General features: G+C 29.2%; 10 protein-coding genes. 4 read left to right on the top strand and 6 right to left on the bottom strand.

The features are described 5' to 3' along the window. Positions 1 to 23 precede the first annotated feature (23 nt). The 3 genes from ftsH to PWA39_RS01180 all read left to right on the top strand — a co-directional run bounded on the left by ftsH (position 24) and on the right by PWA39_RS01180 (position 4,722). The gene (ftsH, locus tag PWA39_RS01190) at positions 24 to 2,336 is read left to right on the top strand and encodes an ATP-dependent zinc metalloprotease FtsH (protein WP_069099210.1); all 2,313 of its coding nucleotides are present in this window, start codon (positions 24 to 26) and stop codon (positions 2,334 to 2,336) included. Positions 2,337 to 2,420: 84 nt separating this feature from the next. Then, on the top strand, positions 2,421 to 3,887 hold the full coding sequence (gene lysS / locus PWA39_RS01185; protein WP_069099209.1) for a lysine--tRNA ligase: 1,467 nt from the start codon (positions 2,421 to 2,423) through the stop codon (positions 3,885 to 3,887). Position 3,888: 1 nt separating this feature from the next. Next, positions 3,889 to 4,722, top strand: a complete 834-nt coding sequence (locus PWA39_RS01180; protein ID WP_069099208.1) for an HAD family hydrolase — start codon at positions 3,889 to 3,891, stop codon at positions 4,720 to 4,722. A gap of 666 nt (positions 4,723 to 5,388) precedes the next feature. Here PWA39_RS01180 and PWA39_RS01175 read toward each other — a convergent pair. From PWA39_RS01175 to PWA39_RS01160, 4 genes are all read right to left on the bottom strand, one after another. After that, a complete protein-coding gene (locus PWA39_RS01175) occupies positions 5,389 to 6,087 on the bottom strand; it encodes an N-acetylmannosamine-6-phosphate 2-epimerase (protein ID WP_069099246.1) in 699 nt (232 codons plus the stop codon). Between the two features lie 10 nt (positions 6,088 to 6,097). After that, positions 6,098 to 7,942, bottom strand: coding sequence for a sodium:solute symporter family transporter (locus PWA39_RS01170; protein WP_069099245.1), 1,845 nt, complete (start codon positions 7,940 to 7,942; stop codon positions 6,098 to 6,100). 50 nt (positions 7,943 to 7,992) lie between these two features. After that, entirely contained in the window at positions 7,993 to 8,874 is an 882-nt protein-coding gene (locus tag PWA39_RS01165; protein ID WP_069099244.1) for an N-acetylneuraminate lyase, read from the bottom strand. Positions 8,875 to 9,132: 258 nt separating this feature from the next. After that, on the bottom strand, positions 9,133 to 9,996 hold the full coding sequence (locus PWA39_RS01160) for an ROK family protein (protein ID WP_069099243.1): 864 nt from the start codon (positions 9,994 to 9,996) through the stop codon (positions 9,133 to 9,135). A gap of 388 nt (positions 9,997 to 10,384) precedes the next feature. Here PWA39_RS01160 and PWA39_RS01155 point away from each other — a divergent pair, with 388 nt between their 5' ends. Then, positions 10,385 to 12,370 (top strand): AAA family ATPase, encoded by a 1,986-nt coding sequence (locus PWA39_RS01155; RefSeq protein WP_240534006.1) that lies wholly within the window; start codon positions 10,385 to 10,387, stop codon positions 12,368 to 12,370. Between the two features lie 383 nt (positions 12,371 to 12,753). On the opposite strand, the gene mnmE is transcribed toward PWA39_RS01155, so the two are convergent. After that, positions 12,754 to 14,082: a tRNA uridine-5-carboxymethylaminomethyl(34) synthesis GTPase MnmE gene (gene mnmE / locus PWA39_RS01150; protein WP_069099242.1), complete on the bottom strand. Its 1,329-nt coding sequence runs from the start codon at positions 14,080 to 14,082 to the stop codon at positions 12,754 to 12,756. 51 nt (positions 14,083 to 14,133) lie between these two features. Further along, the gene (locus tag PWA39_RS01145; protein WP_069099241.1) at positions 14,134 to 15,750 is read right to left on the bottom strand and encodes an ABC-F family ATP-binding cassette domain-containing protein; all 1,617 of its coding nucleotides are present in this window, start codon (positions 15,748 to 15,750) and stop codon (positions 14,134 to 14,136) included. Positions 15,751 to 15,893 lie beyond the last annotated feature (143 nt).

Genomic DNA, 15,893 nt, shown 5'->3' with positions numbered 1-15,893 from the left:
TTGTTGAACTAGAAAGGAAAATCATGCAAGTAAAACAAAAAAAGAAGCCATCGGTCGGTTGAATTGTTCTTTTAATTATAGTTTTAGGGGTGATTACTTATTTTATATATACTCAATTACAACCTAGTCTTACTGTTAAAAGTTTATCCCATTTCGAAGAACAACTAATTAAAAACGCCAAAAACACAACCGATGGTAATTTCTTTTACTCAATTATTTTTGATATTAATGCTTATCGAATTCGTGTAGTTGAAGCTACTGAAGGTAAAATAATTGCTTATTCGGTAATAGCAAATCCTGCTGTTATTACAAAATTCCAATCTGGTGCTGCTGAACTTAGCCCATTGATTAAAAATCAACTGCAAAATTCAAATATTACAACATATTCAGAATTAGTTTCACTTGCAGTTAAAACAATTCCCTCAAATTATACAAATCCTGGAGTAGCAACAAAGGCTCTTCTTAATGAACTTTACAATTTAGTCGGTGCACAAAAACCCGAAGATAATGTCTATTTGCCTTCTTTTACTTCAGCCGATAGACCATCTACAACATTTGGTCAATATATTCTCTCATTTCTCCCTATACTTTTGCCAGCTTTAATAATTGGTTTTATTATTTTTCGTGTGAACAAAAATTCTCAAGGAGGTGCGGGTTTTTTCAATCCTGGAAAAAATCAAGCAATCCGTATTAAATCTGATAAAAAATACTCTGATGTTGCAGGAAATGTTGAGGCTAAAGAGGAAATTGCTGAATTTATCGACTACTTAAAAAATCCTGGGCGTTATTCTAGCGCTGGTGCAAAAATTCCACGCGGAATTTTGCTAGGAGGTCCTCCGGGAACTGGAAAAACATTACTTGCAAAAGCTACTGCTGGTGAAGCAAATGTGCCTTTTTTCTTCATTTCTGCATCTAATTTTGTGGAACTATATGTTGGAGTTGGAGCAAAAAGAGTACGTGAATTATTTAGAGATGCACGAAATGATTCTCCGGCAATAATTTTTATTGATGAGCTTGATGCAATTGGACGCTCTCGAGGTTCAGGAATTGGTGGGGGTAATGACGAAAGAGAGCAAACACTAAATCAACTTCTAGTCGAAATGGACGGTATGGTTGAAAATACCGGACTTTTAGTAATAGCAGCAACAAATAGAACTGACGTTCTTGATCCAGCCCTTTTACGTCCGGGTCGTTTTGACCGTTCAATAATTGTTGGTCTTCCTGATGTTAAAGAGCGTGAAGAAATTTTAAGATTGCATGCAAAAGGTAAAAGAATTTCTAAAAATATCACACTTGCAAATATTGCCAAAAGAACCCCTGGATTTTCAGGAGCTCAATTAGAAAATGTTATAAATGAAGCAACACTTTTATCAGTTCGTGAAAAAACTCAAGTTATTACAAGTGAGCAAATTGACGAGGCAATTGACCGTGTAATTGGTGGACCTGCTAAGAAAAATCGCGTAATAACTGAAAAAGAAAGAATAATGGTTGCTTATCATGAAGCTGGACATGCCGTTGTTGGTTTAAAATTAAGATCTGGGGTAAAAGTTCAAAAAATCACAATTGTTCCCCGTGGAAACACCGGTGGTTATAATTTAATGCTTCCTGAAGAAGAAAAATATAACAGTACAAAATCAGAACTTCTAGCAACAATTGCAGCATTTATGGGTGGTCGAGCAGCTGAAGAAATAAAATATGGTGAACAAGAAATTTCTACTGGTGCTGGTAATGATATTGAAAAAGCTACAAAAATTGCCCGTAAAATGGTTACCGAACTTGGAATGTCATCGCTTGGCCCAATTCAGTATGAACAAGATCAATCATCGCCATTTTTAGGAAGAGATTATATAAAAAATACATCATTTTCTTCAAAAGTTGGTCACGAAATTGATATTGAAATTCGCCAAATTATTTCTAATGCTTACAAACAAGCTTCTGAAACAATTAAAAATAATTTAGATTTACTTGAATTAATTAAGGATACTTTATTAGAAAAAGAAACAATTGTTTATGAAGAAATTCAACAATTAGCCGAAACTCTTGAACCGCTTCCAAAATCAGACCCAGTTCAAACCACCGCTGTAAAACCTTCTGATATTTTGGATGAACTTTTATCAGTAGATCCAGATCCTGAAGATAATTTAGAAGAAAATCCTCAACAAAATTCAGCGAAAAATTCTGAACAAAATTCAGGCGAAAACCTTGAACAAAAATCAGAAGAAAATCCTGAACAGAATTTAGATCAAAGTTCACAAGAAAACCTTGAACAAAATTCAGAACAAAACCCTGAAGAAAATTCAGAAGAAAATTCAGACACTACCCCAAAACAAGACTAATTAAAATTTTTTTCATTTTTATTTAAAATTTAGAAATACTGAAAATAGTTTCAGAATTAAACTGACGTTTTAAGGAATAAGACTATGTCAAAATTAAACGACCAACAACAATTTCGCCTTGAAAAACTTAAAAATTTACAGTCCAAAGGATTTAATTATCCAAAATCAATTTTTTTGCATGATAATTTGGGTGAAATAATTAAACAATATCAAGATAAAAGTCATGATTTTTTTGTTGAAAATCAGATTAAAGTCGCTTTTGCAGGTCGTCTTATTCGCCAACGTTCCCCATTTTTCATTATTTATAGCCAATCATTAGAATTTCAAGTGTATGCAAACAAAGATTTTCAAACACAAAATCAGTTTACTTTTTCAAATTTAGACCTTGGCGACATAGTTGAAATTTCTGGATATTTATTTAAAACCAAAACAAATCAAATAAGTATTAAAGCAGTAACTTTTTCAATTTTAGTAAAATCACTCCACCCATTACCTGATCAATATTATGGAATTGAAAATGCTGATGATAAATATCGTAAGCGCTATTTGGATTTATTAGTAAATGAAAAATCAAGACAAACTTTTATTATTAGAAGCAAAATCATCTCCTTAATTCGCAAGTTTTTTGACTCACAAGGATTTTTAGAAGTTGACACCCCTGTTTTGCAACCAGTTTTAGGTGGCGCTTCGGCTAAACCGTTTATAACATTTTATAATTCATTAAGTCAAAATTTTTACCTACGAATTGCAACTGAATTACCGCTAAAAAAATTATTAGTTGGCGGAATTGATGCTGTTTATGAAATTGGGAAAATTTTTCGTAATGAAGGTTTTGATACAACTCATAATCCCGAATTTACCTCAATTGAATTTTACCAAGCTTATTCAGATTTAAACAAGATAATGAATCAAACTGAAAATTTAATTCGCTTTTTGTTTGAAGAACTCGGATTAAATCAATCAGAACACTGATATGGAGATAATAAAATTGATTTTTCACAAAAATTTGCACGGTATGATATGGTCCAAATAACTTCGGAAAAAATGAATTTTGACCTTAAAAATGCAGATTTTTCAGCTTTAGTTGAGGAAGCTAAAAAACACAATATAAAAATTGAACCATTTTTTACAAAAGGTCATTTAATCAACAAATTTTTTGAAAAATTTGTTGAACCTACTTTAATAAATCCGACTTTTATTACCGGTCATCCCATTGAAATTTCACCCTTAGCAAAATCTGATCCTAATAATCGCAATTTTACGCTTAGAGCAGAACTCTTTATTGCTACAAAAGAATTTGCAAATATGTTTGACGAGTTGAATGATCCTATTGATCAATTAGGTCGCTTTCAAGCACAAATTAACGAAAAAGAAAAAGGAAATCAAGAAGCTTCAGAAGTTGACCACGAATTTATTCAAGCTCTTGAGTATGGAATGCCTCCAGCGGCAGGCTGTGGAATTGGGATAGATCGTCTTGTGATGTTATTAACAAATAATGAATCCATTCGGTCAGTTATTTTATTTCCACAACTTAAATCTAAAAAGGATTAAAATGAAACTATTTTTTGCTTTTGATCTTGATGGAACATTATTGCGCTATGACAATACAATCCATCCTGAAAATGTTAAAATGCTAAAAAAACTCTATGAATTAGGGCACATTTTAGTTGTAGCAACTGGTCGAGGTTTGTCAGCTTGCATTGATTTAGCAAAACAATATCCATATTTTCATTATCTTGTTTCAAATAATGGCACTCTAATTTATGATATTAAAACCAAAAAAACAATAAACAAAGGCACACTTAAAAAATCAGTTGCACTTGATTTATTTAAAGATTGTAAAGATACTAATTCAATTTGTGCTTTTTCAACCCCACACAATCTTTTTGAATATTCTCCCCATAAAAATTATGATTGATTAAAAAATCAGCATATAATGGACCTAAAACACTATACAAAACTGAATGATTTTGAAATTATAGAAATTATTCAAGCAGATCCAATAACACAAATTGCCTTTCGGAATGATGAAAAAGCAATTATAAATCTTCATAAAAAATGGGCTGAAAAGCTAAATAATTTATATAAAGTAACAATAACAAACCGAATTTTTTTGGATATTAATCCTTTAAATGTCGATAAATCTACTGCAATTTTAGAATTACTAGAAAAAAATAACATAAGTACCAAAAAATTAATAACTTTTGGCGATAGTTCTAACGATTATGGAATGATAAAACTAGCTCGTTATGGTTTTGCAATGCAAGATGCAACTCCTGATTTAATTGAGGTAGCCTCAAGAAAAATTGGAAGCTGTAAATCTGACACAATCGCAAGAACTATCGATATTCTTTTAGAAAATAAAGACAAATTATTTTCTTCTTAAAATTACTCCCTAGTTTGCCAGTTTGATGAGATAATCTTAAAAAGTGTCTGATTTTGGGCACTTTTTAACTTTTTTGGCAAAAGTTAATTACCTATTTTAAAACACTGGTAAAAATCAATTTATGGATAAAACAACAAAAATCATAAAAAAATACAACTACTATTTAAACTCAATGCAAATAGAAAACTCGTTTTTATTTGCAGCGAGCCTAAAAAACATATGAAGTTTTGAAAGAACAATAACCAAAAGCCCTAAATTTAAAGATTTCTAAACGGGTAAATTTAAGGCATTACATCATATTTAAAAATATGACGTAAAATTCGCATTTTCTGATTTTATCATGCAAAAAACATAACTAATCCCCCCCTTAATTCTGATGTCTAAATTTATTAACTATTCTTAAGTGATGTTTATTATAACATAATTTTATTTTTGACCAAGCTTTTTTTTTTTTTTTTTGCAAAATCTTAATTTTAAAATAATAAAAATTAAGATTTTAGCGTTAAAAAACCCGTATTTACGGGTATTTTTGCATATTTATATTGACTAAAAATTGAATTTTAGCCATCAAACTGGTAAACTCAGCAAAATTTATGAAAATTTTAAAAATAAAAGCTTCTTGAATTAATCAACAAGAAGCTTTTATTTTTAAATAGGTCTAAATTCTTAGTTAATTTCTTTGCGAATTTTGTCAACAAAAAATTTAGTTATAACATAAGGTCTAGTTATCATTGAACCAACAACGACTGAATGAGCACCAATTTTAAAAGCGTCAATTACATTTTGAGGCTCATTAAAACCACCTTCAGCGACAACTTCTATACCGCTATTGCGGACTTTTTCAACCATTCAACGTAAAAATTCGTAATTATTTTCAATATTATTGTGCTTTTTTGTTGTTTCTGTATAACCGCGCAGCGTTGGGGCGACATAGTCAAATTTTAATCTAATTGCATTTTCAACATCTTCATAGTCAGCACAATCCGCAAGTAAATATTGGTTATTTTTTCGATTTTTATGGAAATAATCAACAATTTCATCAAGATTTTCGGCCGGCCTGTTGCGCAGAGTTGCATCAATTGCAATTATTTGGTTATCAAATTGCATTAATTCTTTGAGTTCTGCCAATGTTGGCGTAATAAAAACACTTGAATTTGGGTATGTTTTTTTAATTAAAGAAATTAAAGGTACTTTTTGGTTTAGTTCAAAAAAATCTTTAACATTGTCAATTTGTGAAGTTCTAATACCATCAGCCCCGCCTAAAAGTGCAGCTTTCATCATTTTTTGCATTATTTTTGGCCCATAAAGCGGCTCATCTTCAAGCGCTTGACATGAGACAATGAAACTATTTTTTAAAAGACGCATTTTTTACCCTTTAACTAGCGATTTTTGCTAATTTTTCCTTTATTTTTTCATATTGATCTAATTTTTCGTCTTGAACTTTTTGAATTTGAGAAAATTCTTGATTTGCTTGGATTGTCTCATTTTCTCTATAGTTAGGGTGCCCAAAAATTAGAATTTGATGCCATTTTGGCATTAAATTTGGCACGGTTTTTGCAACTTTTTTGGCAACTTTTTGCAATTTAGAATCGTTTTTTGCAATTTGTTTTTCTAAGGCAATTAGCTGGTCAAATTCAGGTGTTTTTGTTCAAATTGTTAAATTTGTTAAGTTTTTCTCCTTTTTACTAAAAAAAGTATAAATTATTGAACCGACATAGCCAAAAATAATTGTAAGGAAAAAGGAAATTAGCGCTACATATTCGCTAGCAAATTCAATTGCTAAATTTTCAGGAACAAGTCTTTTGTTTGTAAAGATTCATAAAAATAAAGCAGTAATAAAAGCAACACTAATTCCAAGAACGGCACCAAAAGAATTTGTTCTTCGAGTTAGAATTCCTAACATAAAAACAGCACCAATTGGCACACCAAAAAGTCCAACTACTGCAAGGAAAAGGTTAAATAAATTAGTTTGTTCTGAATATGCCAAAAGAAAAGCAACTAACATTCCTTGAATTCCGAAAAATGTGATTAAAATTTTTGATATAATCAACATTATTCGGTCTTTTATAGGTGCTTTTTTCCGGAATTTACGAATTGGTTGGATAAAGTCACTAACAATAACATTAACTAGTGAGTTCATTGAAGAAGAAATTGTTGACTGACTTGCGGCAAAAACTGCGGCAATAATCAAACCAGAAAGTCCGGTTGGTAAGACTTTTATGATGAAAAATGAAAGAAGTTGATTATTTGCCGCACCTTGACGACCAACAATTTGGTCAATTGCATTTTTGGCATCAACATCAAATCCTTGGGATTTAAAGTAACTATATAACATTGAACCAACGCCATAAAACACAAAAATAGTAATTAAAGTTAAAATTGCGTTAATATAGATAGTTTTATTAGTTCCTGATATGAATTTTGAGGTTTTATATCTTTGGACAATGTCTTGAGATGCTGTATATGAGAAAATAGTCTCAACATATTTTCCTAAAAAAAGAAGGAACATACCACCACTAGCGGCACTTATTTTTCATTGACCAGCATTAAAAATTGACTGATAAATATCACCTTTACTTCAGTCAGTCTGAACTAGTCCAAAAATCAAAATGCAAATAATTCCCAAAAGTAAAACCAGACCTTGGATTGCATCAGTTCACAAAACACCTTTAAAACCACCTAAAAAAGTGTTTAAAATTACGACTATCGCCATAATTCCGATAATCAAATAAATGTCTAAATCAACAAAAAGTGACAAAGTCAGTGCAGGAATATATAAAACAATTGCAATCCGGAAAATGTGAAAAATAGCAAATAAACCACCGCTTAAAGCCCGAATTAGATAATTATAACGACTTTGAAGATAAGCATAGGCGGTATTTGCGGTAATTTGTCGATAAAAAGGGATAATTCATTTAATTAAAACCGGACTAATCAAAATTATTGCCACTTGCCCGACAGATCACATTCATCCTGTTTTAAAAGCAAGTCCGGGGAGACCTAAAAATGTAAGGGACGAAAGCCCGGTAGCCCAAATTGAAAGAGCAATAACAATTGAAGGCACTTTAATTGACTTGGCTACTAAATAAGAATCAGTGCTTTTTTGCTTATTATTTTTTTCTTGGTACCAAAAAAATAGTCCAAGCAACAGCATTGAGAGCATATAAATTGCTAAAATAATTCAATCCGTTGTTGAAAAACTTGATTTATTTTCTTCCATATTTCCCCCTTTTTCAACTTTTTATAATTAAAAATTTGAAAAAGTTGAAGCTAGTCTAAAAATTTTTCTTTAATTTCAAGCGCCTTTTGATTTAGTGTTTTTTGGCAAATTTTCTTAAATGGAAGGCGATTATAACCAGCATTTACACCATAAAGTTGCATAATTGCTTTGATTGTTTGCATTAGTCCAACTTCCAAAAGTGATTGAATATAGTCATTATAGACATGAATTTCATTTTTAAAGGCTAGTAAATCACCTTTTTTTGCTAAATCAAGAATTTTTCTTGCCTTGATTGCGTTTGTGTTATAAGTTGAACCGATAAATCCACGAGCCCCTAAAAGGTAAGCAAGTCCAAAAGCTTCATCAAAAGCATACATTCAAATTTTTTCTGGATAAGTTTTGATTAGTCTTTCGAACAAAAAGATGTCATTTGACCCAAATTTGCAGCCAATAACATTTTTAAGATTTAAAATGCTGCCAAATTGTTCAATGTTAATTTTTGAGCCTGCAAGTTGAGGCAAGTAATAAATAAACATCGGTAAATCAACGTTTTTTGCAATTTCTTCGTAGTAGTTTTTGATTTCATCAAAAGAAAAATTATAATAAAAAGGTGTGATTGCACTGATTGCATCAAAACCAAGTTCTTTAGCTTTTTTTCCTAGTTGGATTGCTTCTTCTAGATTTAAACTTCCAATCTGTGCAATTAAAGTTACTTTATTTTTTGCTTTTTTAGCTACAATTTCATAAATTTTTTGTCGTTCTTCAACAGACATTAGCAAAAATTCGCCGGTTGATCCAGTGACATAAAGACCGTCAACCTTTTGGACATCAATTAAAAAATCAAGAATATCCTCAAGATTTTTAGTCATTAGTTCGCCTTTTTCATTAAAAGGACTTATTAAAGCAGGGAAAAATCCATGATATTTTTCCATTTTAGCCTCCTTCTTATAGAAAAATCTTTTATGTTGATTTTCCTATTTTTTGTATATAAAATAATTATATATAAAAAAACCCGTATTTTTTTCAAAAACGGGATTTTTCTTTATTTTTGTTAATTTCTCTTAATTTATCTATTAAAGATTAAATTTTGCCTTAAAAGATAAAAAGAACCAAGCATATCAGATATATAAAAAAACCCGTATTTTTTGCAAAAACGGGATTTTTTTTGTCAGTTTTTGTTAATTTATTTACTAAAAATTAAATTTTTGCCTTAAAAGATAAAAAGCACCGAGCATACCGGCATTATTTTTGGATTCGGCGATCAAAAGCTCGCATTTATAAGGAGTTTGCTCTAACATTTTTAGGAATTTTTGCTGAATTTTTGCAAAGTATTTCTTATTTATATAGGAAAAACCGCCACCAATAAAGATTTTTTCTAAATTTTGAAAAATTGCAAGTTGATAAGTAAAGTCAACAACTTTTTGGAAATAATCATCAATCATTTTTTGAAAATTAGCGTTAGTTTTATATAAATTATCAAACTTTTCATATTCAGAAATTCTAATATTATAAAGTTTACTAATTTCTTTATCAAGCAAACTAAAAGAGAGTCAATCATCAAGTCTTTGACCCTCATAAATTAGATAACCAAATTCACCAGCAAGAAAATTTTCACCTCGAATTAATTCATCCTTGACAATTCCAATTCCAACGCCGGTCCCTAAAGTAACAGTTGCGTAATTTTTTAGGTTTTTGTGATAAAATTTTTCTGAAATTGCAGCGGCATTTGCGTCATTTTCAACAACAACAGGTAAATTCAATTTTTTTTCTAAAATAGAAAAATCACTGCCAAAATATGGTAAAGTTTTATGATTTACAAAAATAATTTTCTTTTTTTCAACATCAACGCCGCCCATTGTAGCAATAGCGATTCCTTTTATGTCTTTAGAAAAATCTGACTTTTCTAAAATTGAGTTGATAATTTCTTCTAAATTCTCTAGAATTGAACTGATATTGGTTTTAAAAGTTTTTGTTTGGTGAAAAAAATTGTTATTATCAATAATTCCCATTTTAATGTTTGTGCCACCAATATCAAAAAGAATGAATTTGTCCATTTTGCCTCTCTTTTTTAAAATAACTTTTGTTTTTATAGCATTTTTTAAATCTTGCTAGTATAAATTTGGTTCTTTCTTTAAAAAATTATAACTTATAAAAGCAAAAATAAATTAGAATAATAATGAATTAGTATTAAAAATTTTTTGAAATTGTAGTAATTCCAAGCTAATTCGAAAAATCAAGATTTATGATAAAATAATTTATTAATTGTTTAATTAATTTATTTTGTCTTGTAGGTTTTAAAGATAATAAAAATTTACTCATTAAAAACTAAAAATACTGTTGAATCAGTTTTGCAAGATTTAATGGCTAAAAAAATTAAAATTAATTAGAAAAAATAGAAACGTATATTGAAATTATTAGATTTTACTTAATAAAAAAGTAATTATGGATAGAAAAAAAGAGACTAATTTGACATTTATGAACCTAACAGAGGAACAACAGAAAGTTATTGATTTAGCAAAAAAAGGCAAAAATGTTCTAGTTGATGCTTGTATTGGGAGTGGAAAAACAACAGTAATTCAAGCTTTGTGTAATGAATTTCCTGTTGGTAAAAAGATTTTGTACTTAACTTACAATACACTATTAAAAATTGATGCTCAAAACAAGATTAAAAACGATAATGTTACTGTAGAAAATTATCATGGATTTGCATATTCAATGTTAAAACAAAAAGGTATTAATCCTTCTTCCGGGGATCCGATTAAAATATTTTTAGACCACGATATATCTGTTGGAACCTTTCATGTTTTATTAATTGACGAGTATCAAGATATTGCATTTCTAATATCATTGTTATTAGAAAGAATAAAAACACAAAATCCTAACATCCAAATTGTTGCTGTAGGTGATGTCGAACAAAAAATTTATGATAACACTAAATTAAATGTTAAGAATTTTATTGATAAATTTTTAGGATCACATGAAAAAATTAGCTTAACAATTTCCTTCAGAATGCCTAAAGATCACGCTAATATGTTGGGCAGAGTTTGGAATAAAACAATTAAAGGGGTTAATAAAAATTGTCAGATCGAATATATGGAACTCGACCAAATTAAGGAATTCTTATCTAAGCAAAAACCTTCAGATATCTTATGCTTAGGTAAAAATTATGGGCAAATGTCAAAAGTACTAAATTACCTTGAAGATAAACATTGACGTATTTTTAATAAAAAAACTGTTTATGCATCAATTGGGCATGCCGAAAAAAATCTGAATCGTGAACAAAAACCGGCGATTGGAGATGTCGAAAAAAATCCGAATCACGAACAAAAACCGGCGATTTTTACAACATTTGATAGTTCAAAAGGACTAGAAAGACCTATTTGTGTTATTTTTGATTTTACTGAAAGTTACTGATTTAAACGCTTAGAAAAAATTGCTAGTAATTATGAAATTTTAAGAAATCTATTTTGTGTAGCGGCAAGTAGAGGAAAAGAAAAAATCATATTCGTAAAGCCGCCTTACAAAGTTAAAGATAAAAAATTAGTTAAAGATAAAATATTAGATGAAGATACTCTTATAAAAAGCCGATCTAGTAACCATCAAAAAGATAAACTAGAATATTCAATGTCTAGAATGTTTCAACATAATTATGATGAAGATATTATCGAAATGCGCCAAATGCTTGATGTAGAACAAATTCATAAAGAGGATAAAAAGGTAATAGAGGTAAAAAACCGTGATGGATTCATTAATCTTACTCCATGTAATGGAATTTTTCTTGAAGCATCTTATTTCTATGGCTACGACATTAAAAAAGAAATTCAAAATTTAATCCAAAACTGCGAGGATTATAAGCAAAAATTATACAATAAGTTTAATGAAAATAGAAAATCATTAAATGATTTAATACTATTTTATGTTTATTTAGAAACAAATCAAGAAAGATATATTAAACAAGTGCAAACAGATTTTGTCAATGATAATGCTATTCAACGAATGAAAGAAAGATTATCTAAGGAACTTAGTAGAGGAGAAAAAATTCAACAACATTGTTCATTAGAATATGATAATAACGTAAATAGTTTTACAATGAATGTTCGCGGAATAGCTGATGTTGTAAAAGATAATACAGTTTATGAACTTAAATTTGTTAACTATTTAACAGATGATCATTTTTTACAAACTGCTTCATATATGCTAGCCTTAAAAAAGGAAAAAGGTATATTATGGAATGTTAAAAAAAATGAAATGTACAAAATTAAAATTAAAAATCGAGAAAATTTTAGAGTCAAGCTTGCAGAAACAATCTCTAAAGGCCGGTATAAAGAAAAAAATCTCAATCAAAATCAAGCCAAAAAAAGATCATGGAGCATATGAAAACTATTGAGAATCAACAAATTATTGATTTGAATCAAAAATTTGCTATAAATTAACGTAGAAACAAATTTTCAAAATAAGATTTTTCTATCGGAGTTCTGATTGCTAACAGCACTAATCTTAATTTACTTGATAGTGCAACGTATATTTATAGTATTTTAGGCCCAGTTCCTGTTGAATTTAAAAAACAAAATGTTTTGATAAAAACTCATAAAGAAATGATTTTTAAGTTAAAAAATTTCTTAAAATATCACGATATAACAGATTTATTTTTATACACAAGCTTTGATTTTACACTAAACATTTAAAAAAGAATGGTTTTAACCACATAAATTAGCATAAAAATTTGCTCGTGTGATCGAATTTAGCATACATTTATTCATTATTAAAGATAAAACGCCGTCATATGATCATGCTAAAGTGGGAAATTTTTATTATTTTCCTAGACAAAACCGTGAAAAAATTGAATCTAGCAAGTTTTCATCGTCTGTTCTGCCAAAAATAGTTTGTAATTCTCTTCAAGCATTACGCAAATCTACAATTGCAATTTCAGGTCCAAAACCAGATTCTAGACTATTTTTAGCATCAATAATTGCTGTTTTCGCCAATTCTATCTGTGAAATTTGGAATGAATTAGCGACAAACTGATTTTCTTTTCCCAAAAAGGCAAAAATAGTTTTAATTTTTTCAATTAAGCTATCAATTTCTTTGTTTTTAGCACTGATTAATATTTTATCAGCAAATTCTTCCTTATTTTCAATTAGGTCAGATTTATTATATACTTGTAAATATACTTGATTTTTGCTAATTTTTTCACTTAAATCAAGATGTTTAGATTTTTTTTGACTTGCATCAATAACATGTAAAATTAAATCAGATTTCTCCATGTTTTCAAAAGTTTTATTAATTCCAATTTGCTCAATTTTTTGCTTAGTTTTTCTAATTCCCGCAGTATCAAAAACTTTAAAAAGCAAATTGTCGATCACAAAATTACCTTCAACAATATCACGAGTTGTGCCAGGAATTTCACTTATTATCGCCTTATTTTCGTCAATTAAAGCATTTAGAAGCGAAGACTTGCCGCTATTGGGTTCACCGATTAAAGATGTTCTTATTCCTTCATAAATTAGTCTTGAATTATCGGCTATTTTTATTAATTCATTAAAATTTTTTATTAATTCATCAATTTTAGGAATAAGAATCTGATTTGTTAGAATTTCAACATCATCATATTCGGGATAATCAATATTTACCTCAATAGTCCCGATAATTTCTTCTATTTGTTGAATTAATTTTTTAATAAAGTTTGAACTTGCCCCAGAAAACTGTTTAAGAGCAACATTGTGTTGTGATTTAACTTGAGCATGAATTAAATCATTAATCGCTTGAGCTTTAACTAAGTCAATTTTTCCATTTAAAAAAGCACGTAAACTGAACTCTCCAGGATTTGCAAGTCTAGCGAGTTTAGTTTTTAAAATAGTTTCAAGAATTAAATTTGTATTTAAAACTCCGCCATGAGCGTTTATTTCTACAGTTTCTTCGCCGACAAAATTTTTATCTCCAGCAAATCATAGAACTAAAACTTGATCAATTTTAGTTTGATTATCATGAATCCAGCCAAAAGTTATTTCCATGGAATTACCAATTTTCCCGGTAAAAATTTTTTCCATGATCTTAAAGGCATTTGGTCCTGAAATTCTAATAATCGAAATTGCTTGATTTATTGCTCCTGAAGCAATCGCACAAATTGTGTCAAAAACCATTTAATATATTCCTAAATTTAATTTAAAAGTTAAAAAAAGTACTTTTATAGACTAAATTCCTATTTTTTTCTCATATTCAGCCAGCGAACCTTGAAAAAACACAGCCGAATCTTGCTTAATATCCAAAATCGCATTTGCAACTTCTTTTATTAAGGCAAGATTATAAGTTGTAAAAATTGCTCCTGAATCATAAAGTTTTAAACCTTCAATGAAAGAATCAATTGATTCAGAATCAAGATGATTAAGAGGCTGGTCAAAAATTAAAAAATTTGATTCACTTAGCATCATTTTTGAAAACATTAGTCGAACTTTTTCGCCACCAGATGTAACATTGACTTTTTTGAAAACTTGGTCGCCGCTAAAAAACATTCTTCCTAAAAAAGCGCGCATTCTATGGGTTGAATTGTCTTTGTTTTCATCTTGTGTGTTAAAAATTGGCCACTGTGAAATTCAAGAGATTAAATCTAAATCTGAATTAAAAAAATCATCAGTGTTTGCTGGCAAATAATCAAATTTTATTGTTGAACCTCAAGTGATTGTCCCTGAAGTTGGGGCTTCTTTTCCGGCAATAATGTCAAGTAATTTAGTTTTTATCAAATCATCATCAACAAAAACTACCATTTTTTGACCTGGTAAAAGTGTAAATGACACATTTTTAAATAAAAATTCGCCAGTTTCAGGATTTTTATAACTCAAATTTTCAACGTTTAATATTTGTTTTCCAGGTCTTGGAAAAACATTAAAACGAATGTAAGGATATTTTCGCGATGAAGGTTTAATTTCCTCGAGCTGAATTTTCTCAAGGGATTTTTTTCGTGAAGTTGCCTGGGCAGATTTTGAAGCATTTGCAGAGAATTTTGCTATAAATGCTTCTAATTTTGCAATTTGCTCTTCTTTTTTTGCATTAGCATTTTTTTGAAGTTCTCTTAATAACTCAGAAGATTGTTTTCAAAAACTGTAATTTCCAGTAAAAATTTTAACTTCACCATAATCAATATCAACGGTATGAGTGCAAACTTGATCCAAAAAATCGCTATCATGGCTAACAACCAAAACAATATTTTTATAATTAATTAAAAATTCTTCAAGTCATTTAATAGCTTTAAAATCTAAGTGGTTAGTTGGCTCATCCATTATCAAAATATCAGGGTTTCCAAAAAGCGCTTTTGCTAAAAGTACCTTAACTTTATAGGAAGATTTTAATTCTGACATTTTTGAGTATCAAAATTCCTTAGGAATTTCAAGTGCTGAAAGTAAAATTTGTGCATCATTTTCAGCACTTCAGCCACCTAAAAGTCCAAATTGTTCCTCAAGTTCGCCAGCGCGATTATAATCAGCCTCTGTTGCATCCGGGTTTGCGTAAATTTGATCTTTTTCTTGTTGAATTTCGTATAATTTTTGGTTTCCCATTATTACAACGTCAGTAACAATAAAATCATCAAATTCATAGTGATTTTGTGATAAAACCGAAATTCTTTGATTTTGTGATGTTTGAATTGATCCTGATGATGGTTCGATAAAACCAGCTAAAATTTTTAAAAAAGTTGATTTTCCAGCTCCATTTGCGCCGATAATTCCATAAGTATTTCCTTCTGTAAATTTTAAATTTACATTTTGGAATAAAACTTTATCGGCAAAAATTTTTGATAAATCCTTAATTTCAATCATTTTGAGTCTCTTTAAATTATAATTTAGTAAAATATCTAAAAATTATATTACAATTTTTATTAAATTAAAGTAAAAACCTAATAAAAATAACTTCTAAAATTTAATATTAGACCTCTAATTTTCAATAAAGATTAAAAAAGCTA

It is taken from the genome of Mesomycoplasma ovipneumoniae ATCC 29419, assembly GCF_028885435.1.
In the GTDB taxonomy this organism is placed as follows: domain Bacteria; phylum Bacillota_I; class Bacilli_A; order Mycoplasmatales; family Metamycoplasmataceae; genus Mesomycoplasma; species Mesomycoplasma ovipneumoniae.
Note: the sequence above shows the minus strand (reverse complement) of the source record. Positions and strands in the feature narration are given on the sequence as shown.